Source organism: Pseudomonas oryzihabitans (assembly GCF_024652905.1).
In the GTDB taxonomy this organism is placed as follows: Bacteria; Pseudomonadota; Gammaproteobacteria; order Pseudomonadales; family Pseudomonadaceae; genus Chryseomonas; species Chryseomonas benzopyrenica.
Genome location: NZ_CP102428.1, coordinates 4,740,927 through 4,763,903, shown reverse-complemented (window position 1 = coordinate 4,763,903; position 22,977 = coordinate 4,740,927). Strand labels below are relative to the sequence as shown.

General features: G+C 66.6%; 19 protein-coding genes. 6 read left to right on the top strand and 13 right to left on the bottom strand.

Annotated features, from left to right (window positions below; translation table 11 throughout):
* Positions 1–32 precede the first annotated feature (32 nt).
* From NRG74_RS22040 to NRG74_RS22030, 3 genes are all read left to right on the top strand, one after another.
* A complete protein-coding gene (locus NRG74_RS22040) occupies positions 33–1,208 on the top strand; it encodes an FAD-dependent oxidoreductase (RefSeq protein WP_257705352.1) in 1,176 nt (391 codons plus the stop codon).
* Positions 1,205–2,020 carry an aldo/keto reductase gene (locus NRG74_RS22035; RefSeq protein ID WP_257705351.1) on the top strand — a complete coding sequence of 272 codons (816 nt, stop codon included), beginning with the start codon at positions 1,205–1,207 and terminating at the stop codon, positions 2,018–2,020. The genes NRG74_RS22040 and NRG74_RS22035 overlap by 4 nt, the downstream gene beginning before the upstream one ends.
* Positions 2,021–2,118: 98 nt before the next feature.
* Complete coding sequence (locus NRG74_RS22030; RefSeq protein WP_064307881.1) at positions 2,119–3,015, top strand: hypothetical protein; 897 nt, start codon at positions 2,119–2,121, stop codon at positions 3,013–3,015.
* Between the two features lie 13 nt (positions 3,016–3,028).
* Here NRG74_RS22030 and NRG74_RS22025 read toward each other — a convergent pair whose 3' ends face one another.
* Positions 3,029–3,772: a TIGR00266 family protein gene (locus tag NRG74_RS22025; RefSeq protein ID WP_257705349.1), complete on the bottom strand. Its 744-nt coding sequence runs from the start codon at positions 3,770–3,772 to the stop codon at positions 3,029–3,031.
* A 204-nt stretch (positions 3,773–3,976) separates the two neighbouring features.
* Between NRG74_RS22025 and NRG74_RS22020 the strand changes: the two genes are divergently transcribed.
* Positions 3,977–6,334, top strand: coding sequence for an FdhF/YdeP family oxidoreductase (locus tag NRG74_RS22020; RefSeq protein WP_257705348.1), 2,358 nt, complete (start codon positions 3,977–3,979; stop codon positions 6,332–6,334).
* A gap of 300 nt (positions 6,335–6,634) precedes the next feature.
* On the opposite strand, the gene NRG74_RS22015 is transcribed toward NRG74_RS22020, so the two are convergent.
* The 7 genes from NRG74_RS22015 to NRG74_RS21985 all read right to left on the bottom strand — a co-directional run bounded on the left by NRG74_RS22015 (position 6,635) and on the right by NRG74_RS21985 (position 15,294).
* Complete coding sequence (locus tag NRG74_RS22015) at positions 6,635–6,943, bottom strand: chaperone modulator CbpM (protein WP_017640778.1); 309 nt, start codon at positions 6,941–6,943, stop codon at positions 6,635–6,637.
* A complete protein-coding gene (gene cbpA / locus NRG74_RS22010) occupies positions 6,943–7,887 on the bottom strand; it encodes a curved DNA-binding protein (RefSeq protein ID WP_257705347.1) in 945 nt (314 codons plus the stop codon). Before cbpA ends, NRG74_RS22015 begins: the two co-directional genes overlap by 1 nt.
* A gap of 65 nt (positions 7,888–7,952) precedes the next feature.
* The gene (locus NRG74_RS22005; protein ID WP_059316035.1) at positions 7,953–8,960 is read right to left on the bottom strand and encodes a transporter; all 1,008 of its coding nucleotides are present in this window, start codon (positions 8,958–8,960) and stop codon (positions 7,953–7,955) included.
* A 118-nt stretch (positions 8,961–9,078) separates the two neighbouring features.
* Entirely contained in the window at positions 9,079–10,581 is a 1,503-nt protein-coding gene (gene lysS / locus NRG74_RS22000) for a lysine--tRNA ligase (protein WP_068383451.1), read from the bottom strand.
* Between the two features lie 111 nt (positions 10,582–10,692).
* Positions 10,693–11,788 (bottom strand): peptide chain release factor 2 gene (gene prfB, locus NRG74_RS21995; protein ID WP_143075288.1). Its coding sequence is split into 2 segments (ribosomal slippage): positions 10,693–11,715 and positions 11,717–11,788, totalling 1,095 coding nucleotides; the frame shifts between segments, so codons are not numbered across the junction.
* A 100-nt stretch (positions 11,789–11,888) separates the two neighbouring features.
* A complete protein-coding gene (locus NRG74_RS21990) occupies positions 11,889–13,511 on the bottom strand; it encodes an MFS transporter (RefSeq protein ID WP_257705346.1) in 1,623 nt (540 codons plus the stop codon).
* A 109-nt stretch (positions 13,512–13,620) separates the two neighbouring features.
* Entirely contained in the window at positions 13,621–15,294 is a 1,674-nt protein-coding gene (locus NRG74_RS21985) for a GMC family oxidoreductase (RefSeq protein WP_257705343.1), read from the bottom strand.
* A gap of 146 nt (positions 15,295–15,440) precedes the next feature.
* Between NRG74_RS21985 and NRG74_RS21980 the strand changes: the two genes are divergently transcribed.
* The gene (locus tag NRG74_RS21980; protein ID WP_257705342.1) at positions 15,441–16,343 is read left to right on the top strand and encodes a LysR family transcriptional regulator; all 903 of its coding nucleotides are present in this window, start codon (positions 15,441–15,443) and stop codon (positions 16,341–16,343) included.
* A gap of 3 nt (positions 16,344–16,346) precedes the next feature.
* Here NRG74_RS21980 and NRG74_RS21975 read toward each other — a convergent pair whose 3' ends face one another.
* The gene (locus tag NRG74_RS21975) at positions 16,347–17,042 is read right to left on the bottom strand and encodes a tellurite resistance TerB family protein (protein ID WP_160923863.1); all 696 of its coding nucleotides are present in this window, start codon (positions 17,040–17,042) and stop codon (positions 16,347–16,349) included.
* 191 nt (positions 17,043–17,233) lie between these two features.
* On the opposite strand from NRG74_RS21975, the gene NRG74_RS21970 reads away from it, so the two are divergent.
* Entirely contained in the window at positions 17,234–17,704 is a 471-nt protein-coding gene (locus tag NRG74_RS21970) for a nuclear transport factor 2 family protein (RefSeq protein ID WP_093256106.1), read from the top strand.
* Between the two features lie 38 nt (positions 17,705–17,742).
* Here the strand turns inward: NRG74_RS21970 and NRG74_RS21965 are convergent, their stop codons facing one another.
* The 4 genes from NRG74_RS21965 to thrC all read right to left on the bottom strand — a co-directional run bounded on the left by NRG74_RS21965 (position 17,743) and on the right by thrC (position 22,960).
* Positions 17,743–18,846 carry an NADH:flavin oxidoreductase/NADH oxidase gene (locus tag NRG74_RS21965; protein WP_093256104.1) on the bottom strand — a complete coding sequence of 368 codons (1,104 nt, stop codon included), beginning with the start codon at positions 18,844–18,846 and terminating at the stop codon, positions 17,743–17,745.
* 68 nt (positions 18,847–18,914) lie between these two features.
* The gene (recJ, locus tag NRG74_RS21960) at positions 18,915–20,636 is read right to left on the bottom strand and encodes a single-stranded-DNA-specific exonuclease RecJ (RefSeq protein ID WP_257705339.1); all 1,722 of its coding nucleotides are present in this window, start codon (positions 20,634–20,636) and stop codon (positions 18,915–18,917) included.
* Positions 20,636–21,175 carry a YaeQ family protein gene (locus NRG74_RS21955; RefSeq protein ID WP_257705338.1) on the bottom strand — a complete coding sequence of 180 codons (540 nt, stop codon included), beginning with the start codon at positions 21,173–21,175 and terminating at the stop codon, positions 20,636–20,638. The genes recJ and NRG74_RS21955 overlap by 1 nt, the downstream gene beginning before the upstream one ends.
* 375 nt (positions 21,176–21,550) lie before the next feature.
* Positions 21,551–22,960 carry a threonine synthase gene (gene thrC / locus NRG74_RS21950; protein WP_257705337.1) on the bottom strand — a complete coding sequence of 470 codons (1,410 nt, stop codon included), beginning with the start codon at positions 22,958–22,960 and terminating at the stop codon, positions 21,551–21,553.
* Positions 22,961–22,977: the final 17 nt, after the last annotated feature.

The window sequence follows — 22,977 nt, the reverse complement described above, 5'->3', positions numbered from 1 at the left end:
CACTCCTTTGCCGATTACCCAGTAGGCCGTTCATGTCCCAACCCTGGTCCACCGATATCCTCATCGTCGGCGGCGGTGTCGCCGGCCTCTGGCTCAACGCCCGTCTGCGGCGCGCCGGCTACGCCACCGTGCTGGTGGAGACCGGCGCCCTGGGCGGCGGCCAGAGCGGCAAGTCCCAGGGCATCATCCACGGCGGCACCAAATATGCCCTGACCGGCATGCTCACCGGCGCCTCCGAGGCCATCGCCGACATGCCGCGACGCTGGCGCGAGAGCCTGGCCGGCAGCGGCGAGCTGGATCTTTCCGGCGTGCGGCTGCTCTCCGAAGCCCATTACCTCTGGTCACCCGGCAGCCTGGCCGGCAACCTCACCAGCTTCTTCGCCAGCAAGGCGGTGCGCGGCCGGGTGGATGCGGTCAAGGGCGACGAACTGCCCCCGGCCCTGCGTGACCGCGCCTTCAAGGGCAAGGTCTATCGCCTGGCCGAGCTGGTGCTGGACGTACCCAGCCTGGTCGCACGCCTGGCCGAACTGGCCGGCGACAGCCTCTTGGCCGGGCATGACCTCCAGCCCCTGCGCGAGGACGGCGAGCTGACCGGTCTGGTGGTGGACGGCCAGGCCATCCGCGCCCGCCGCATCGTGCTCACCGCCGGCGCCGGCATGGCCGATCTGCTCCAGGCGCTCCATCTGGAACAACCGGCCATGCAGCGCCGCCCGCTGCACATGGTGGTGGTCAAGGGCCCCATGCTCAAACCCCTCTATGCGCACTGTCTGGGTGGCGGCCCCAAGCCGCGGGTGACCATCACCAGCCACCCCACCGCCGACGGCCAGTGGCTGTGGTACCTGGGCGGCGACCTGGCCGAGGCCGAGGGCGTGGCCCGTGAGCCAGCGGCGCAGATCGCCACGGCGCGGGAAGAACTGCAGCGCCTGCTGCCCTGGATCGACTTCGACGGCGCCAAGTGGGCGACCCTCCGGGTGGACCGCGCCGAACCAGCGCAATCCGGCCTAGTACGCCCGGACAACGCCTTCCTCGCCGAGGAAGGCCGTCTGCTGGTGGGCTGGCCGACTAAGCTGGCCTTGTCGCCAGATCTGGCCGACCGGGTACTCGCCCACCTCGACCGTGACGGTATCCGGCCGGGACAGCACCCCACCCTGCCCGTCCATCCGCAACCGCCGGTGGCCGCGCCCTTCTGGGAGGAGCTGCTGCCATGAGCCTGCGCACCCTGCACGGCCTGCACCGCCCCCTGGGCAACACCGGCTTCGAGATTTCCCCCCTGGGCCTGGGCACGGTCAAGTTCGGCCGCGACCAGGGCGTGAAGTATCCCAATGGCTTCACCATCCCCGACGATCGCACCGCCGCCGACCTACTCAGCCTGGCCCGCGAGCTGGGCATCAACCTGCTGGATACCGCCCCGGCCTATGGCCGCAGCGAAGAGCGTCTGGGTCCGCTGCTGCGTGGCCAGCGCCAGCACTGGGTGATCGCCAGCAAGGTCGGTGAGGAATTCGAAGGCGGACTGTCCAGCTTCGACTTCAGCCCGGCCCATACCCGCCGCTCGGTGGAACGCAGCCTGAAGCGTCTGGAAACCGACTGGCTGGACCTGGTGCTGGTGCACTCCGACGGCAACGACCTGAGCATTCTCAAAGACAGCGGCTGCTACGAGACCCTGGCCGAACTCAAGCGCGAAGGCCTGATCCGCGCCTTCGGCTTTTCCGGCAAGACCGTCGCCGGCGGCCTCAAGGCCCTGGAGCGCGGTGATTGCGCCATGGTCACCTTCAACCTCAACGAAGACGCCGAGATCCCGGTGATCCAGGCCGCCGCCGCCCAGGGCAAGGGCATCCTGATCAAGAAGGCCCTGGCCAGCGGTCACTCCGTACTCGGCGCCGGCCAGGATCCGGTGCGGGCCAGCTTCGCCCGGGTGTTCGGCGAGCCCGGGGTGAGCAGTGCGATAGTCGGCACTATCGATCCCCTGCACCTGTCACATAATGTCCGTACCCTGGCCGAAGTGATCACCGCTCGGCCCTGATCCAGAGCGTTTCGCTGAACCCTTGCCTTCGTCCACTGGACGCCCTGCCCGATCGCCTGGGACGGCGCGTCCGCGGCACACTACAACAGGAGTCGGCCATGCCCCAGCTCATCGCCCGCCACAATCCCAAGGCGTTCAAGACCCTGCCCCTTTCGGTCGAGGCCAATCATGACGGCCTCACCTACCAAGCCCTCGGCCAACCGCTGAATTTCAGCGAGATGCTGGAGCGACGCAAGCCCATCGAGATCGAGGATGCCCAGCACTTCAGTGCGAAGCTCGCCAACCTGGGCGTCTCGGTGCGCCTCACGCTGAACTGGCAGGGCCAGGACCACTGGCTGCTGGTGCGCCAGCGCCGTCCCGATCGCGGCGACGTGGTGCTCAAGCTGATCTCCGGTTACATCCCGACCCACGAACTGGCCCTGCCACTGCTCACCGCCGTGCAGGAAGTGGCCGAGGAGTGCCTGATCGAGACGCCGCGCGGCTGGCTGGCCGGACGCTTCGCCGACACCTGGCTGCCGACGCCCTATGCCCCGGCCCTGCCCTATCGCGAGGACGTGGCCTTTCGCCTGACCCCGCGTTCGGGGGCGGCACGGCCGGTGCGCTGCGGCAGCCTGGCGCTGCTGGAGCGTCCGCGCGCCTATGTGCACACCCCCACCGCCTCGCTGCAACTGGTCTATGACCTGCTACTGGAACTGCCCAAAGAGTGCAAGGCGCCGAGTCTGTTCCACGTCGACGAGAAGATCGAGAACGGCCAGTTGCTCGCGCGTCTGGCCCGCCAGCGACCGGATCTCTATCTGGTCGCCCTGGACGACGGCAAACCCACCGGCGAGCTCTACACCCTGTCGGTCGGCCAGCGCCTGCCGGTGCCGACCCGCGGCCTCTGGCTGTCGGAAAGCTTCGCCCGCCAGGACGGCTGGCTGGTCCACGACAGCCGGGTGCGCTGGCGCGACTGGCTGGAGCGCATGGCGCCCCAGAGCGCCCTGCAACGGGCCTAGGAGACAGGGAGAATCAGTCGCCACCTGCGCGGCGTTCGCCGACACCGCCGCCGGCCGCGGCCTGAACCCGGCCGGCTAATCGCGAAAAGGGCAGCGTCTGGATCCACACGGTGCCGTGGCCGCTCAGGGTCGCCAGCACCAGGCCCTCGCCGCCGAACAGCATGCTGCGCAGCCCCCCGGCCAGCTTGATGTTGTAGTCGATGCCACTGGTGAAACCCACCAGGCAGCCAGTGTCCAGGCGCAGCGTTTCGCCCCTGAGTTCCTTGCGGATCACCGTGCCCCCGGCATGCACGAAGGCCATGCCATCGCCTTCCAGCCGCTGCAGGATGAAGCCTTCGCCGCCAAAGAAGCCGGCGCCCAGGCGGCGGGTGAAGGCCACGCCGATGCGGGTACCCTTGGCCGCGCAGAGAAAGGAATCGCGCTGGCAGAACAGGGTGCCGCCCAGGGCGGCGAGATCCAGGGGCACCACCTGCCCCGGATAGGGCGCGGCAAAGGCGACGTGGCGCTTTTCGCGGCCGTCGTTGGTGAAATGGGTCATGAACAGCGACTCGCCGCCGAGCATCCGCTTGCCGGCGCCCCACAGCTTGCCGAGCAGGCCGGCGGAGCCGTCGCCCATGCGTGCGGTGAAATCGATGTCGGCCTCCATGTAGGTCATGGCGCCGGCCTCGGCGATCACCGTCTCGCCCGGATCGAGGCCGATTTCCACCGCCTGCAGGAATTCGCCGAGGATGCGATGGTCGAGGACATGGCTGGCCATGGTGGGCTTTCCTGGTGGCTGAGTAGGCGTCCAGCCTAGCAGTCGCCGACCGCTTTGGCGCGCCCGGGAGCGCTGGAACGAAGCGGTTTGCCGGTCCCTCGCGCTCGTCGGCGCGGTAAGCCAGGCGGTGGAACACCCGCCCGTTTTCCGGGTTCCCCTCTAGGTACCTGTCGGCGCCTGGCCGACTCCGCTCCAGAGGTGAACATGACCAAGCACGCCGTCCAATCTTCCGCGCAACCCCTGCACGGCACCCAGGAAAAAGGCACCGCCGGGGGCTGGGGCGCGCTAAATGCCGTGACCCAGCACCTGAGCCGGCAAAAGGTGCTGATGCGCGGCAACAAGGCCCTGCTGACCATGAACAAGCCGGGCGGCTTCGACTGCCCGAGTTGCGCCTGGCCCGATCCCAAGACGCCGCACACCTTCGAATACTGCGAGAACGGCGCCAAGGCGGTGGCCTGGGAGGCCACGCGCAAGCGCACCACCCCGGAATTCTTCGCCGCCCATACCCTGAGCGAATTGCGCACCTGGACCGACCACGACCTGGAAGACCAGGGCCGCCTCACCCACCCCATGCGCTACGACGCCACCAGCGATACCTATCGCCCGGTGAGTTGGGCGGACGCCTTCGCCGAGATCGGCGCCGAGTTGCGCGCTCTCGACGATCCCTGGAAGCTGGAGCTCTACACCTCGGGGCGCTCGTCCAACGAATCGGCTTTTCTCTACCAGCTGTTCGGCCGCCTCTACGGCATGAACAACTTCCCTGACTGTTCCAACATGTGCCACGAGACCACCACCACGGCCATGCCGGAAAGCATCGGCGTGGGCAAGGGCACCCTGGATCTGGACGACTTCGCCCAGGCCGATGCCATCTTCATCATCGGCCAGAATCCCGGCACCAACAGTCCGCGGATGATGGGCGAGCTGCACGACGCCGTGCACCGCGGCGTACCCATCGTCACCTTCAATCCCTTGCGGGAAAAGGCCCTGGTGCGCTTCGCCTCGCCCCAGGCGGTGCGCGACATGGCCTTGCCGGGCGGCGGCGTGGCCATCAGCTCCCAGTACCATCAGGTGCGTATCGGCGGCGATATGGCGGCCATGCAGGGGCTGTGCAAGGTCGTCATCGAGGCTGACGACGAGGCGCGCCGCAGTGGTGCCCCCCGCATCCTCGACGTGGCGTTCATCGAACAGCATTGCGTCGGCCTGGAAGCCTTCGCCGAACACTGCCGAGGGCTGAGCTGGGAGCGCCTGGAGCGCTATTCCGGTCTGACCCGAGCGGCCATGACGGAAGCGGCCAAGGTCTACATGAAGGCCGACCGGGTGATCGCCTGCTGGGGCATGGGCGTGACCCAGCACCGCCGCGGCGGCGATGTCCTGCAGCAGATCATCAATCTGTTGCTGCTGCGCGGCAATGTTGGCAAGCCTGGCGCCGGCCCCTGTCCCATACGCGGCCACTCCAACGTCCAGGGCGACCGCACCGTGGGCATCTACCAGAAGCCCAAGGAACCCTTTCTGGCGAGGCTGGACCAGGCGTTCGACTTCCAGGCGCCACGCGAGGGCGGCGACGACGTGGTGGAGTGCTGCGAAGCCCTGCTGCGCGACGAACCCCAGGCCTTCATCGGCCTGGGCGGCAACTTCTTCCGCGCCATTCCCGACATCGACCGGGTAGCGCCCCATGTCGCCAACCTGCGCCTGACGGTGCAGATCGCCACCAAGCTCAACTGGAGCCATACCCTGCACGGTCGCAGCACCTTCCTGCTGCCCTGCCTGGGCCGCACCGAACGCGATGTCCAGGCCAGCGGAGTGCAGACCATTACCGTGGAGGACTCCATGTCCATGGTGCACGGCTCAACCGGCAGCCTGGAACCGGCCTCGCCGGAACTGCTGTCGGAGATCGCCATTGTCGCTGGCATCGCCAAGGCGACCCTGGGCGAGCGCTATCCCCATATCGATTGGGACGCCCTGGTTGGCAATTACGCGCTCATCCGCGACAAGATCGAGGCGGTGCTGCCCGAACAATTCGCCGACTACAACGCCCGTATCGAACAGCCTGGCGGCTTCCGCCTGCCCAATGCGGCCCGTGAACGGAAATGGGACACCCCCAACGGCAAGGCCAACTTCCTCTTTCCCGGCGACGTGCTGGACGAGGACGACAGCCCGCCGGATGCCGAGCATCTGCAGCTGATGACGATCCGCAGCCACGACCAGTTCAACACCACCATCTATTCCAATCGCGATCGCTACCGCGACATCGACGAACGCATGGTGGCCATGCTCAGCCCGGAGGACATGCGCCGCCACGAGGTGCAGGAGGGTGACTTCATCGACTTTGTCGGTGATGCCCTGGACGGCATCTCGCGCCGCGCCGGGCCCTTCAAGGTGATCGCCTACGACGTGCCGGCCGGTTGCTGCGCGGCCTACTACCCCGAAACCAACAGCCTGGCGCCCCTGGCCAACCACGACACCCGCAGCCATACCCCGGCGTCGAAGTCTCTGCCGGTGCGGATCGAGCGGCTCAGTCAGGAACAGGCGATGCAGCGAAGGGGCTTGATCGCGGCGGGATAGTTTCTTTAGGTGTTGGTGCGACAAGGACATCATGGCCATGGGCTGCTCCTACGTAGGCCGATGCTCCTGTAGGAGCGGTCGCTACGGCGTCCCGGCATGCCCGTGATTAGATAGAAACCATACGTTGGAACCCTCTATCCGGCTCCCTCACCCCAATCCTCTCCCAGAGGGAGAGGGGCGTTTCGGTGCAGACGAGAGTTCCGTAGGTTGGGTTGAGCGCAGCGAAGCCCAACAACCAGACACCCCCCCACTGTTGGGCTTCGACGATGGAACCGTCTCAACCCAATCTGCGTAGGCCGGTCAGACGTCTCGCAGCTCTCCTGCGAAGCGCTCCAGCCGTCTACGCAGGCGCTGGTTCTCGCGGCGCAGCTCTTCTACCTCATCCAAAAGGTGCAGGGCCAGGGCGGTCGCGGACCAGTCCAGGTCCAGCTCGTGGCGCAGACGCACGGCGCGGCGGGCGCGATGCAGGGCACCGGTGTCGAAATGCCACTCGGCCGGGCGCTTGCCGCGCTGGGGGGCCAGGATGCCATGTTCGACGATCTCCACCACCACCGGCTCGCTCACCTCGCAGAGCACGCAGAATTCCTGCAGGACGATCAGACTGCTCATCAGACATTCCTCCAGTCTTGACGGGGATCGAAGGCCGCCCGCTCGGCCAGTTGGCGCCACAGCGCCTGGGTTGCTTCATCACCTTTGGGCGGCATCACCACCTTGAGCAATGCATGCAGATCGCCCTGCCCGTTCTTGCCGGCCAGACCCTTGCCCCGTACCCGCAGCCGTGCACCGTTCTGGCTGCCGGGCGGGATGCTGAGCACGATCTGCCCATCCAGCGTCGGCACCTGCACCTTGGCGCCCAAGGCCGCCTCCCAGGGGGCGAGCGGCACGCTGACCACCAGATCCTGGCCGTCCACGTCGAACAGGGGATGGGGCACCAGACGGATGACCAGGTAGAGGTCACCCGGCTCCGCGCCACCGATGCCCGGCTCGCCCTGCCCTTTCAAGCGGATACGCTCGCCATCGGTGCTGCCGGCGGGAATCTTGACGTTGAGGGTCTTGGTGGTCTCGCCGACGCGCCGGCCCAGCTCGTCACGCTGCGGCAACGAAAAGCTCAGCGGCTTGGTGCTGCCGGCTTGGCTCTCTTCGAGAAACAGAGGTAATTCCAGCTCGACGTCGCGGCCACGGCGGGCGAAGCCACCCTGCTGCGAGCGTCCGGCGGCACCGAACAGGGACTCGAAGAAGTCCGAATAATCCTGGCCGAAGCCGGCATGGGGATCGCTGTAGTCGGCACCCGAGCCCGGTTGCCAATCCGGCGGCACCTGGAAGCGCTCGCCCTGCTGCTGATAGAGGCGAACCTGGTCGTATTCCGCGCGCTTGTGCGGATCGCGCAAGACGTCATAGGCCTCGGCCACCTCCTTGAAGCGGGCCTCGGCATCGGCCTCCTTGCTCACATCGGGGTGGTACTTGCGCGCCAGCTTGCGATAGGCGGTCTTGAGGGTCTTGTCATCGACGTCGGGAGCGACGCCGAGCACCTCGTAGTAGTCCTTGAAGTCCATCGCGGTCTCCAGTGGGGGGCTTTCCTAGAGACCGTGGCACAAGCCTGGGGGTTGCATGCAGCCGGTCAGTCGCCTCGCTTGCGAAAGGCCAGGCTGCCGGCCAGCACCGTGAAGGTCGCCACCAGTGCCACCAGGATCCAGAAGCCATGGGGCGAGTCGGCCAGCGGGATACCGCCGACGTTCATGCCGAAGAAGCCGGCGATGATGTTGATCGGCAGGGCCAGCACCGTGACCAGGGTCAGGGTGAACAGGGTGCGGTTGGTCTGCTCGGCGGAGGCGGCGGCGATCTCTTCCTGGAGCAACTTGAGCCGTTCCACCAGGGCGGCGAGGTCGTCCAGCACCCGGTCGAATTCCTCGGTGGCCTCGCGCAGGGTCTGGATGTCGTCGCGGCGCAGCCAGGCCGGTGGCCGGTTGAGCAGCCGCAGCAGGGAGCCCGGCTCCAGGGCCAGCAATCGCTGCAGCCGCACCAGGGCGCGTCTCAGGCTGCCCAGTTCGGCGCGACTGGCGGACAGCCGCTGGGACAGCAGGCGATCCTCGATGGCATCCACCTTGACCGTGGTGTCGCGGATGATGCCGGTCAGCACATCGGCCTGGTCGCGTAGCAGATGCACCAGCAATTCCAGGGTCGAGCCGAAGCCCTCACCCCGGCGTACCGCGTGGCGCAGGCGATCCACCGAGCGCAGCGGCTGGGCCCGGGCGGTCACCAGCAGTCCCGGACGGGCACAGGCCCAGAGGGTGGCGACGTCCACCGAGACCTGCCCGTAGGCCAGGGTCACGTCGTTCACCACCCCGAGCAGGGTGTCGTCGGCTGGCTCCAGCCGGGTCGAATGGGAACCGGCGTGCAGGGATTCGAAGAATTCCTCCGGTAGCCCCAGGTGCTCGCGCATCCAGCGCTCAGCGGCGGCATGGGCCAGGTTGAAGTGCAGCCAGCGAAAGCCACCCTCTTCCGCGTCCCAGGGATCTTCCGGCGCCATGGTCAGGGCGCGCCCCGGCTGACCGGAGGTGAAATGGTAGGCGTAGAGCAGCCCCAGCCGTTCGGCAGCCGGATGCAGGGGGATCAGGGTGTTGGTCATGGCTACCTGCGGAGGGAACGCGACATCAGGGCTCTGTTAGCAGGTCCGGATGAACCTTTGATGACAGAGCCCCGAGTCAGCAGGTGCCAGCGGCGCCCTCGAAAAGGAGGCGCGGCGCTTATTGCGGACGCATGTGCGGGAAGAGGATGACGTCGCGGATCGACGGCGAGTTGGTCAGCAGCATCACCAGGCGGTCGATGCCGATGCCTTCGCCGGCGGTGGGCGGCATGCCGTATTCCAAGGCGTTGATGAAGTCGGCGTCGTAGTGCATGGCCTCGTCGTCACCGGCGTCCTTTTCCTGGACCTGCAGCATGAAGCGCTCGGCCTGGTCTTCGGCGTCGTTGAGCTCGGAGTAGGCGTTGGCGATCTCGCGGCCACCGATGAACAGCTCGAAGCGGTCGGTGACGCTGGGATTGTCGTCGTTGCGCCGGGCCAGCGGCGAGACCTCGAAGGGGTACTCGGTGATGAAGTGCGGCTGCTCCAGCTTGCTCTCCACCAGCTCCTCGAAAATCATCACCTGCAGCTTGCCCAGGCCTTCGTGGCCGAGGACCTTGGCGCCGGCCTGCTTGGCGATGGCGCGGGCCTTCTCGACGTCCTGCAGGTCTTCCGCAGTGATGTCCGGGTTGTACTTGAGGATGGAGTCGTACACCGACAGGCGCACGAAGGGCTCGCCGAAGTGGAAGACCTTGTCGCCATAGGGCACGTCGGTGGTGCCGAGCACGGCCATGGCCAGTTCGCGGAACAATTCCTCGGTGAGGTCCATGTTGTCGCGATAATCCGCATAGGCCTGGTAGAACTCGAGCATGGTGAACTCGGGATTGTGCCGGGTCGAGACGCCTTCGTTACGGAAGTTGCGGTTGATCTCGAAGACCTTCTCGAAGCCACCGACCACCAGCCGCTTGAGGTACAGCTCCGGCGCGATACGCAGGAACATGGCCATGTCCAGGGCGTTGTGGTGGGTTTCGAAGGGCTTGGCCGCCGCGCCGCCAGGAATGGTCTGCAGCATGGGCGTTTCCACTTCGAGGAAACCGCGCTCCATGAGGAAGCGGCGGATGTGGGCGATGACCTGGGAGCGCACGCGGAAGGTCTGGCGGACCTCCTCGTTGACGATCAGGTCGACATAGCGCTGGCGATAGCGCAGCTCGGTGTCGGTCAGGCCGTGGTGCTTGTCGGGCAGCGGGCGCAGCGACTTGGTCAGCAGGCGCACATCGCTCATGTTGACGTAGAGATCGCCCTTGCCGGAGCGGGCCAGGGTACCTTCGGTGGCGATGATGTCGCCCAGGTCCCAGGTCTTGACCGCTTCCAGGGTCTCGGCCGGTAGGGTCTTGCGGTCGACGTAGACCTGGATGCGCCCGCTGGTGTCCTGCAGCACCATGAAGGCGCCGCGGTTGAGCATGATGCGGCCGGCCACCTTGACCTTGATGCCCGCGGCTTCCAGCTCTTCCTTGGTCTTGTCGGCGTACTGCTGCTGCAGGTCACCGGCCAGGCTGTCACGGCGGAAGTCATTGGGGAAGGGAATGGCCTGCTGGTCACGCAGCGCGGAAAGCTTTTCCTTGCGCTGGGCGATCAGCTTGTTGTCTTCCTGTTCCTGGGCTTGGGGATCTAGGGGTTGTTCGCTCATGTCTGCTCTTTACCTGGGGTGCTGACCGTAGGAGCGGCCCATGGCCGCGATAGAGTTTTATCGCGGCCATGGCGGTGCGCCGATGCGACCGCTCCTACAGGAAATGATGGATTAAACGCCCTGCTTGAGGCTGGCTTCGAGGTATTCGTCCAGATCGCCGTCGAGCACCTTGTCGCAGTCGCTGCGTTCCACGCCGGTGCGCAGATCCTTGATCCGCGAGGCGTCGAGGACGTAGGAGCGGATCTGGTGGCCCCAGCCGATATCGGACTTGGAGTCTTCCAGGGCCTGGGAGGCGGCGTTGCGCTTCTGCATCTCCAACTCGTACAACTTGGCCCGCAGCATCTTCATGGCGGTGTCCTTGTTGGCGTGCTGGGAGCGCTCGTTCTGGCAGGCCACCACGGTGTTGGTGGGCACGTGGGTGATCCGCACCGCGGAGTCGGTGGTATTCACGTGCTGGCCGCCGGCACCGGAGGAGCGGTAGGTGTCGACGCGCAGATCGGACGGGTTGATCTCGATGTCGATGTTGTCATCGATCTCGGGCGAGACGAACACCGCGGTAAAGGAGGTGTGGCGACGGTTGCCCGAGTCGAAGGGACTCTTGCGCACCAGGCGGTGCACGCCGATCTCGGTGCGCAGCCAGCCAAAGGCGTATTCGCCCTTGATGTGCACGGTGGCGCCCTTGATGCCGGCGACCTCGCCTTCGGACAACTCGACGATCTCGGCGCTGAAGCCGTGCTGGTCGGCCCAGCGCAGGTACATGCGCAAGAGCATGTTGGCCCAGTCCTGGGCCTCGGTGCCGCCGGAGCCGGCCTGGATGTCCAGGTAGCAGTTGTTGGGGTCCATCTCGCCGCTGAACATGCGGCGGAATTCCAGCTTCTCGAGGATGCCGCGCAGGCGCTCCACCTCGGCCGCCACATCATCGACCGCGCTCTGGTCTTCCTCTTCGGCCGCCATTTCCAGCAGGTCGCTGGCATCGGCCAGGCCACCGTTCAGCTCGTCCAGGGTACCGACCACCTGGGCCAGCAGCGCGCGCTCGCGGCCAAGGTTCTGGGCGTATTCGGGCTTGTTCCAGACAGCGGGGTCTTCGAGCTCGCGCTCGACTTCGACGAGACGATCCTTTTTCAGATCGTAGTCAAAGATACCCCCGAATGGTCTCGGTGCGGCTGGAGAGGTCCTTGATGCTGGTGACGATCGGGTTGATTTCCATGGGGGAAACACTCGCGAGAAAAGCTGTGGAAAAGCTCGCGAGTATAACCCAATCGGCGGCGAAACTCAGAGTGCGACGGGGATTCGCCGCCTGCTGGGTCTCAATCGGCGTCGAGATCGCGGTGGCGGGTTTCCGGCAGACACAGCAGGCCTACCACCAGGCTGACGCCGGTCACCAGTACCGGGTACCAGAGGCCGTAGAAGATGTCGCCGGTATAGACCACCAGGGCGAAGGACACCGTGGGCAGGAAGCCGCCGAACCAGCCATTGCCGATGTGGTACGGCAGCGACATGGAGGTGTAGCGGATGCGGGTGGGAAACAGCTCCACCATCAGTGCCGCCAGCGGCCCGTAGCAGAGGGTGGCGATGAGGATCAGGGCGAAGATCACCGCCACCACCATGGGCTTGTTGACCTGCGCCGCATCGGCCTTGGCCGGATAGCCGGCGGCCTGTACCGCCGCGCGCAGGGCCGGCTCGTCGAAGCCGACGATGACCTTGTCGCCGACGTTGACCTGCACCGCGTCCCCCGGCGCCGCCGCCACGCTGCGGTAGGGCAGTCCGCTCTTGGCCAGCAGGGTCTTGACCCGGTCGCAGGGGCTGTCGAAACGCGCCTTGCCCACCGGGTCGAACTGGAAGGTGCAGGTGGCCGGATCGGCGGTCACCACGATGGGCGCCTGCTGGCTGGCCTGGTAGATCTGTGGATTGGCGTAGTGGGTCAGGGCCTTGAACAGCGGAAAGTAGAGCACCGTGGCCAGCAGCAGGCCCAGCATCAGGATCGGCTTGCGGCCGACCTTGTCCGACAGCCAGCCGGCGATGACGAAGAAGGGGGCGCCCAGGATCACGCTGACGATCAGCAGGTTGTTGGCCAGCACCGGATCCAGCTTGAGGGTCTGGGTGAGAAAGAACATCACATAGAACTGCGACAGGTAGAAGGTCACCGCCTGGCCGCCGTTGATGCTGAACAGCGCGATCAGCACCACCTTGAGATTGCTCCAGTTGGTGAAGGAATCGCGGATCGGCGCCTTGCTCTGCTTGCCTTCGGCCTTCATGCGCAGGAAGGCCGGCGATTCGTGCATCGACAGGCGGATCCAGGTGGAGATGGCCAGCAGGAAGATCGACAGCAGGAACGGCAGGCGCCAGCCCCAGACCTCGAACTGGTCACCGGTCAGGTAGCGGCAGACCAGGATCACCACCAGCGACAGCAACAGCCCCAGGGTCGCGGTGGATTGCAGCCAGCTGGTGTGGGCACCGCGCTTGCCGGGCGGCGCGTGCTCGGCGATGTAGGTAGCGGCGCCGCCGTACTCACCGCCCAGGGCCAGGCCCTGCAGCAGGCGCAGCACCACCAGGATGATGGGTGCGGCCACGCCGATGCTGGCATAGGTGGGCAGCAGGCCGACGCCGAAGGTGGCGATGCCCATGAGGATGATGGTGGCGAGAAAGGTGTACTTGCGCCCGACCATGTCGCCCAGGCGGCCGAACACCAGGGCACCGAAGGGCCGCACCACGAAACCGGCGGCGAAGGCCAGCAGGGCGAAGATGAAGGCGGTGGTGTCGTTGACGCCGGCGAAGAACTGCTTGCTGATCACCGCCGCCAGGGCGCCGTAGAGAAAGAAGTCGTACCACTCGAAGACGGTTCCCAGGGACGAGGCGAAGATCACCTTGCGTTCTTCGCGGCGACTGCTGGCCGCGCTGGGTTGGACCCGGGGTTGGGCATAGTCGGACATCGCACGTTCTCCTGACCCGGGATCGCCGGGCTGATTGTTGTTATGGGCGACAGCTACTACGGTGGAAACGGCGGAAGGCTCCGCCGTCGGTGGAACCGGATGGACGAGTTTAGGCAGCCGAGACGGCGCTGGCCCGGGCGACTGCGACGGGCAGCTCGTGGCTGCCCTGCTCCCGCGCCTCCGCCAGCATGAAAGTGGCCGCCTGTTCGGCGATCATCAGGGTTGGCGAACAGCTGTTGCCCGAGACCAGGGTCGGCATGATGGAGGCGTCGGCCACCCGCAGCCCGGGAATGCCATGCACCCGCAGGCGGGCGTCCACCACGGCGTCGGCGCCCTGCCCCATGCGGCAGGTGCCGGAAGGGTGGAAGATGGTGGTGCCTATGGCGCCCGCGGCCTGCTGCAGTTCTTCCTCGCTCTGATAGGCCGGGCCTGGCAGATACTCCTCGGGCCGGTAAGCGGCCAGTGCCGGCGCGGCGGCGATGCGCCGGGTCAGGCGGATGGCGTCGGCGGCCACCTTGAGATCCTCCGGCGCGCTGAGGTAGCGCGGCTGGATCAGCGGCGCGGCCAGCGGGTCGGCGCTGCGGATGGCCACCTGGCCACGACTGGCCGGGCGCAGGTTGCACACCGAGGCGGTAAAGGCGGGAAAGCCGTGCAGGGGCTCGCCGAAGCGCTCCAGCGACAGCGGCTGCACGTGATACTGCAGATTGGCCGAGGGCTGCCCGGGATCGGAACGGGCGAAGGCGCCCAGTTGGCTCGGCGCCATGGCCAGGGGACCACTGCGACTCCAGAGATACTCCAGGCCCATGCCCAGCTTGCCCCAGAGACTGCCGGCCAGGGCATTGAGGGTCGGCACGCCGTGCACCCGATAGATCAGCCGCAGTTGCAGGTGATCCTGCAGGTTGCCGCCGACCCCTTCCAGCCGATGCTGGACACCGATGCCCAGCCCTTCGAGCAGGCCGCGCGGACCGATGCCGGAGCGCTGCAACAGGGTCGGCGAGCCAATGGCGCCGGCGCAGAGCACGATCTCCCGCCGCGCCACCAGGCGCTGGGGTTCGGCATGGCCCGGCAGCCGCGCCAGCACCGCCCGTGCCCTGCCCTCCTCCAGCAGCACCCGCTCCACTTGCACCCCGGTCAGCACCTGCAGATTGGCACGCTGGCGGATGGGCTTGAGAAAGGCCTTGGCGGCATTCCAGCGCACGCCATTACGCTGATTGACCTGGAAGTAGCCGCAGCCTTCGTTGTCGCCGGTGTTGAAGTCTTCCACCGGCGCGATGCCGGTTTCACCCGCGGCACTGCGAAAGGCATCGAGCAGGGTCCAGTGCAGGCGCTGCCGCTCGACCCGCCATTCACCCCCGGCACCATGAACGGCCGAGGCGCCGTCGCAATGATCTTCCATACGCTTGAACAGCGGCAGTACGTCCTGCCAGCCCCAGCCGGGATTGCCAGCGGCGGCCCAGCCGTCATAGTCACGGGCCTGGCCGCGCATGTAGATCATGCCGTTGATGGACGAGCAGCCACCCAGCACCCGGCCACGCGGATAGTTGAGCGCGCGGCCACCCAGGCCCGCTTCCACCTCGGTCTTGAAGCACCAGTCGGTGCGCGGATTGCCGATGCAGAACAGATAGCCGACGGGGATGTGGATCCAGGGATGGTTGTCACGGCCGCCGGCTTCCAGCAGCAGCACGCGATGGGCCGGATCGGCGGACAGCCGATTGGCCAGCAGGCAGCCGGCCGGACCGGCGCCGACGATGATGAAGTCATATTCCGCAGCAGGACCGGGCATGACGTTCCCTCGCTTTTTTGTTGTTGTGGTCCCTATCCTAGTGTCGTCATCCGCGAACAACAGTCGCAGAAAACGGGCAACGGCTGTGCATTTCTGAACAGTGACCAGCAAGCGGCCGGGCAGACAGGCCTAGACGAGGAAAAGGGATGTTCGACTGGAACGATCTGCGGGTTTTTCTGGAGGTCCAGCGCCATGGCCGCCTGCTTACCGCCGCCCGCAGCCTGGGCGTCAGTCATGCCACCGTCGCCCGTCACTTGGAGGCGCTGGAACGCGCCCTGGGCAGTCAGCTGCTGGTGCAACAGGCCAGCGGCTATCAGCTCACCCCCGCCGGCCAGGCCCTGCTGGCGCATGCCCAGGCGATGGAAGAAGCCGCACTGCTGGCCCAGGAGGCCGTGACCCAGCGACTCAATCCGCTGGGTCAGGTACGGGTCGGGGTGACCGAAGGCCTGGGCACCGGTTTTCTCGCCCAGCGCCTAGGAGCGCTGCTGCGCGATTATCCGGGCCTGGAAGTGGAGCTGGTCTCGGTGCCGCGCTTCGTCAGCGTCACCAACCGCGAAGCGGACATCGCCATCACCCTGGAAAGGCCCACCGCCGAAGGCCTGATCGGCCGGCGACTGACGCCCTATCGTCTGAGGTTCTATGCCAGTCGCGCCTACCTGGATCGAGCACCGGCGCTGGATGCCGAAGCCGACCTCGGCGAACAGACCTTCATCGGCTACGTCGACGACCTGCTGTACACCCGCGAACTGCAATTCATCCAGGGACTCTGTTCGGATCCGCGCATCGTCTTTCGCAGCACCAGTGTCATCGCCCAGCGCGAAGCGGCCTGCGCCGGCGTCGGCATCGCCGTGCTGCCGTGCTATCTGGTGGGTCAGGGCACACCCCTGGAGGGCGTGCTGCCGGAGCGCTCCTTCACCCGGGAATACTGGATCTCGACCCACCGAGAATTGCACCGCTCCGCGCGCCTGCGCGTGGTCTGGGATTTCCTGTTGCACCTCTGCGCGGCGGAGCGGAGCGTCCTGCTGGGCGATGAACGCCCGCTCGCCTAGCCGTTAGACCGCCGCGGCCTCACGCTCCAGCTCGGCGCGCAGGCCGGGCTCCAGGCGCAGCTGGCGTGCCAGCTCGTCCAGGTAGGCCTTTTCCATGTATTGCTGATCGTCGATCAGCATCAGGCTGGCCAGGTACATCTCGGCGGCCATCTCGGGCGTTTCCGCCGCCGCGGCGACCTTGGCCGGATCCAGCGGTTGTTCCAGTTCCCGCTGCAGCCAGCTGCGCAACTCGGGATCGTCATCCAGCTTGGCCATCTCGGCCTCGATGGCCTGGCGCTCCTGGTCATCGACATGACCATCGGCCTTGGCCGCCGCGATCAGGGCGATCAGCACCGCCCGGCCATGGGCTTCGGCTTCGTGCTCCGGTACCCGATCCACGGTACGGGGCTCGACGGCCGCCGTCCCCTGGGCCTGATTGGCCTGCCAGGACTGATAGGCCTTGTAGGCCACCATACCCAGCGCCGCCAGACCGCCATAGCCGACCGCCTTGCCACCCATGGCGCGACCGCGCTTGCTGCCCAGCAGCGCGGTCAGGGCCCCAGCCGCCAGGCCGCTGTTGCCCAGTCCGGAGAGCAGACCGCCCAGGGAATCCTTGCCGGTGGACGCCGTGCCGGATCGGGGGGCCGAGTGACCGGTCTTCTTGGCCAGCGCCTGCTGGCCCGCCTTGAGCAATTGATCAAGCAAACCGCGGGTGTTCATGGATGACCTCCACAGAGTCAGGATTCAGCCCTTTAGGACCGCTGACCACACCGTCTGGCTCCCGGCACCTGCTTACCGAATGTTGCCGGGGTCGCCGTCGCGACCAGCCGGTTGATACAAAATATTGCTGACCGCGGGCCGCCCACGGCGCTACTCTTGCGCCTTTCCCTTGCAGTTGCCGGAGACACCCCATGCGCTCGCGTCTGGCTGTGCTGTTCGCGCTTTCGCTCGCCCTCACTGCCGGCCAGGTCCAGGCCGCCGCCGAGGACGCCCGCCTCATCGCCAATCGCTATCTCGATGCCTGGAACGATCACGATGCCGAGGCCGCCAGCGCCCTGCTCGACCCCAAGGTGCAGTATTTCGACAGTGGCGCCGCCACCACCGAGACCAGCCGCACCCAGGCCCGTGACAGGATCGTCAAGGTCACCCTCAAGGCCGTCCCGGATCTACAGGTAAAGATGGTGCACAAGCCGGTCATCGGCCCGCGCAGCATCGCCTTCGAATGGGAACTGACCGGCAACCGCGTCACCGCCACCGGCAAGCAACCGGTCAAGATCCGCGGCGCCAGCATCATGAAGATCCGCGACGGCCGCATCTGGTATCTGGGCGACTACTACGACAGCGACGCCCTGGAGGCGATGCTGCGCCCGGTCAAGCCCTGACTCGGGAGCCATCCGCACGGATGGCTCCGTCCCGCGCCCTATTCCTCCCCGAACGGCTTGCGCAGCGGCGTATCCCGGTGCGCGGCGCGCACGTATTGCGGCGGCCAGGAGACCTTTTCCCGTAGGGCTTCGGCGGCATTCAGCGGCCAATAGGGATCGCGCAGCAGTTCGCGGGCCAGCAGCACCAGATCGGCCTGACCGGTACGCAGCACGTGCTCGGCCTGGGCCGCATCGGTGATCATGCCCACCGCGCCACTGGGAATCCCGGCTTCCTTGCGCACCCGCTCGGCGAACTGGGTCTGGTAGCCGGGCCCGGTGGGAATGTCGGCCTGGGCGGCGGTGCCGCCGGAGGAGACGTCGATCAGGTCGACGCCCAGGGTCTTCAGCCGCCGCGCCAATTCCACCGTCTCATCGACATCCCAACCGTCTTCCACCCAGTCGGTGGCCGAGACCCGCACGAACAGCGGCAACGCTTCCGGCCAGACCGCACGTACATCGGCGGTGACTTCCAGCAACAGGCGAATGCGATTCTCGAAATTGCCGCCGTAATCGTCCTCGCGGCGATTGGAGAGCGGCGAGAGGAACTGGTGCAGCAGATAGCCGTGGGCGGCATGGACCTCGGCCACCTTGAAGCCGGCCGCCAGGGCGCGCTCGGCGGTGTCCACGAAAGCCCGGCGGATGCTGGCGATGTCGTCGCGATCCATGGCGGTGGGCCGGGTGTGCTGGGGATCGAAGGCGATGGCCGAGGGCGCCACCGGCACCCAGCCGCCCTCGGCGATGGGCACGCTGCCGTGCTTGCCGAGCCAGGGTTGCCAGGTACTGGCCTTACGGCCAGCATGGGCCAGTTGGATACCGGCGACGCTGCCCTGGCCTTCGATGAACTGGGTGATACGGCGCAGGGGCTCGATCTGCTCGTCCTTCCACAACCCCAGGTCCTGGGGCGTGATGCGCCCGTCGGCGGTGACCGCGGTAGCCTCGAAGATCACCAGGCCGGCGCCACCGGTGGCGCGACTGCCCAGGTGAACCAGGTGCCAGTCGTTGGCGAAGCCGTCTTCGCTGGAATACTGACACATCGGGGAGACCACCACGCGATTGGGCAGGGTCAGCTGACGCAGGGTCAGGGGCTGGAACAGGAGACTCATGGCGGACCTCGTCTAGTCGGGATTCACCGCATTGGAGTGTTCCCGAACAGAATAGGTCGCTGTTCCGACTAACGCGGTGCCAGGTGCACCACCAGCAGCTGCACGCTCTCGTTGCCGCGGAATTCATTCACGTCCAGCCGATAGGCCAGCTCGGCCCAGCAGATGTTGGGATCGGGCCAGGTGTCACGGTCGATGTTGAAGGCGATGCCGTCCAGCTCCGGGCCGCCCTGCTCGCTGCGCAGGGTCAGCTTGAGGTGCCGTTCCTTGAGCAAGCGCTGGGAGAGAATCTCGAAGGTGCCGTGAAACAGCGGCTCGGGGAACTGCTGCCCCCAGGGGCCGGCCTGGCGCAGGGCCTGGGCCAGATCGAGCTGGAATTCGCTCGGAGCGAGGCAGCCATCGGTCTGCAGGCGCCCATTGAGGTCGTCGGCCTGCAGATGGCGACGGACCTCGGCGTCGAAGGCGCTGGCAAAGGTCTCATAATGCGCCTGGGGCAGACTGAGGCCGGCGGCCATGGCGTGACCGCCGAACTTGGTGATGAGCCCCGGATGACGGGTCGCCACGGCGTCCAGGGCATCGCGGATGTGCAGCCCGGGTACTGAACGCGCCGAGCCCTTGAGCATGCCGTTGCCACTGCCGTCGTCGGCGAAGGCCAGCGCCGGGCGGTGATACTTTTCCTTGAGGCGCGAGGCGAGGATGCCGATCACGCCCTGGTGCCACTCCGGGTCGAACAGACAGAGACCGAAGGGCAGATTGTCTTCCGGCAACTCCTTGAGCTGCTTGAGCGCCTCGCGCTGCATGCCCTGCTCGATGCTCTTGCGATCCTTGTTGAAGTCGTCCAGCTGCTGAGCGTATTCCTGCGCCAGTTGCGGGTCTTCGCAGAGTAGCAGCTCGATACCGATGGACATGTCGTCCAGGCGCCCCGCCGCATTGAGCCGCGGGCCGAGAATGAAACCCAGGTCACTGGAGGCCACCTTGCCCGGCTGGCGCCCGGCCACTTCCAGCAGCGCCTTGAGCCCCGGTCGTGCCCGGCCGGCGCGGATACGCATCAGCCCCTGGTGCACCAGGATGCGGTTGTTGGCGTCCAGCGGCACGACGTCGGCGACGCTGCCGAGGGCGACCAGATCCAGCAACTCGGCCAGATTGGGCTCCGCCAGGCCCTGACGGGCGAACCAGCCGTTCTCGCGCAGGCGACTGCGCAGGGCCAGCATCACATAGAAGATCACCCCGACCCCGGCGATGCATTTGCTGGGAAAGGCGCAGGCCGGCTGATTCGGATTGACGATGGCATCGGCGGCGGGCAATTCGGTGCCCGGCAGGTGGTGGTCGGTGATGACCACTTGCAGCCCGGCCGCCTTGGCCGCGGCCACGCCGTCCAGGCTGGAGATGCCGTTGTCGACGGTGAGCAGCACCTCGGGTTCGCGCTGCAGGGCCACGGCAACGATCTCGGGCGTCAGGCCGTAGCCGTATTCGAAGCGATTGGGCACCAGGTAGTCGACCCAGGCCGCGCCCAGGCGGCGCAGGGCCAGCACGCCCACGGCGCTGGCGGTGGCGCCATCGGCATCGAAATCGCCGACGATGAGGATGCGCCGGCGCTCTTCCAGAGCGCGCGCCAGCAGCTCCACCGCCGCCTCGATGCCCTTGAGCTGGTGATAGGGCACCAGCCGCGCCAGGCCCTTGTCCAGTTCTTCCGGCAGGGTCACGCCGCGCGCGGCATAGAGCCGGGTGAGCAGCGGCGGCAGATCGCCCAGGTCGGGCAATACCGCCGGTAGCGGACGGGGCTCCAGGCGCATCAACGTTCGCCCAGCAGCCATTCCAGCTGCAATTCGTGCTGACCGCGGTCGTCGGTGACGAACAGGGTGCCTTCGCTGATCATCACCTGCCAGGAAATGCTGCGCGGCAGATCGCGGGCCAGTTCGGCAAGGGGCTCGGCGGGAACCGCGGCGATGTGCAGATTCTTCAGCGTCCTGACCGCGTCCACCACCTTGGTCTGCCAGACGCGCAGGTTGCCGTAGGCCAGCAGGCTGGTGCGCTCGGTGCGACGGCTGCACCAGGTCAGGCGCTCGGCATCGGGCTGGCCGACTTCGATCCAGTGCAGCACCCGGCCATCGAGACTCTTCTCCCACAGTGCCGGCTCGTCGACGTCGGACAGGCCGCGGCCGAAGGTGAGCTGCTCGTTGTACCAGAGCACATAGGCCAGCAACCGCACCGCCATTCGCTCCTCGGTCTCGGAGGGATGCCGCGCCACGGTCAGGCGCAGATTCTCGTAGACCCCGCGATCCAGATCGGTGAGGTTGAGTTCGACTTTGTAGGGCGTGGCTTGCAGAGCCATGGGCGGGTCACCGGCAGGGAAAGCCGGGCATTGTACCGGAAAAGGCCGGGGGGCTTGGGACCGTGGATCCGTAGGTTGGGTTGAGCGTAGCAGCGACGGTTGGACTCCGCCTTGTTGGGCTTCGACGATGGAGCCGTCTCAACCCAACCTACAGGTCAGCGTAGGTTGGGTTGAGCGCAGCGAAGCCCAACAAAGACAGTTGGAGTCCGCCGTGTTGGGCTTCGACGATGGAGCCGTCTCAACCCAACCTACAGGTCAGCGTAGGTTGGGTTGAGCGCAGCGAAGCCCAACAAAGACGGTTGGAGTCCGCCGTGTTGGGCTTCGACGAGGGAGCCGTCTCAGCCCAACCTACAGTCGCAGGTTGGACGAACCCCCTTACAGCGGCTGACCACGCTTGCCGTGGCGGCTGACGAAGGCCTGGACGGCGGCCAGGTCGTTGGGCAGCACGGTGCAGCGCTCTTCGCGCTGCAGCAGATCGGCCAGGTGGGTCGGCAGGCTGAGGGTCGCGCCGATGCCGGCCTTTTCCACCGCTTCGGGGAATTTCACCGGATGGGCGGTACCCAGCACCACCATGGGTGTGGCCAGGCTGCGGCGGCATTCGCGAGCGGCGCGCACACCGATGGCGGTGTGCGGATCCAACACCTCGCCGGTGGCGGCAAAGACCTCGGCGATGGTGGCGCAGGTCTCCTCGTCGTTCACGGCCAGGGAATCGAACAGCTTGCGCGCTTCGGTCCAGCGATCGTCCGCCACCGTCAGGGTGCCGCTGCTGCGGAAGTTCGCCATCAGCTCGGCCAGGGCCAGGCCATCGCGACCGTGCAGGTCGAACAGCAGGCGCTCGAAGTTGGACGAGACCATGATGTCCATGGACGGCGACAGGGTGGCTTCCAGCTGCTGCTTGTCGTAGCGATTGCCGGACATGAAGCGGTGCAGAATATCGTTGCGGTTGGTGGCCACCACCAGCTGGCTCACCGGCAGCCCCATGTTGCGCGCCAGGTACCCGGCGAAGATGTCGCCGAAGTTGCCGGTGGGCACCGAGAAGGCGATGGAGCGCGCCGGGGCGCCCAGCTGCAGGGCCGCATGGAAGTAGTAGACGATCTGGGCCATGATCCGCGCCCAGTTGATCGAGTTGACCGCCACCAGCGGGGTGCCCTTGAGGAAACCCTGGTCGGCGAAGCTGGCCTTGACCATCTCCTGGCAGTCGTCGAAGTTGCCTTCGATGGCGATGTTGTGGATGTTGTCGCCCAGCAGCGTGGTCATCTGCCGGCGCTGCACTTCCGACACCCGCTGGTGCGGATGGAGGATGAAGATGTCGACGTTCTCGCAGCGCTTGCAGCCTTCGATGGCCGCCGAGCCGGTGTCGCCGGAGGTGGCGCCCATGATCACCACGCGTTCGCCGCGCTTGGCCAGCACATGGTCGAGCAGCCGTCCCAGCAGTTGCAGGGCGAAGTCCTTGAAGGCCAGGGTCGGGCCGTGGAACAGCTCCAGCACCCACTCGTTGGCATCCAGCTGACGCAGCGGCGCGATCGAGCTATGGGCGAAACCGGCGTAGGTCTCTTCCAGGATGGCCTTGAATTCGGCATCGGCGATGGAGCCGGCGACGAAGGGCTTCATCACCCGGAAGGCCAGCTCGTGGTAGGGCAGACCGGCCCAGGAGGCGATCTCTTCCAGGGAAAAGCGCGGCAGGTTCTCCGGCACATAGAGACCACCATCGCTGGCGAGACCCGCCAGCAGCACTTCTTCGAAATTCAGCGCGGGCGCCTGGCCGCGGGTACTGATGTAACGCATGACTCGACCTCGGGAAA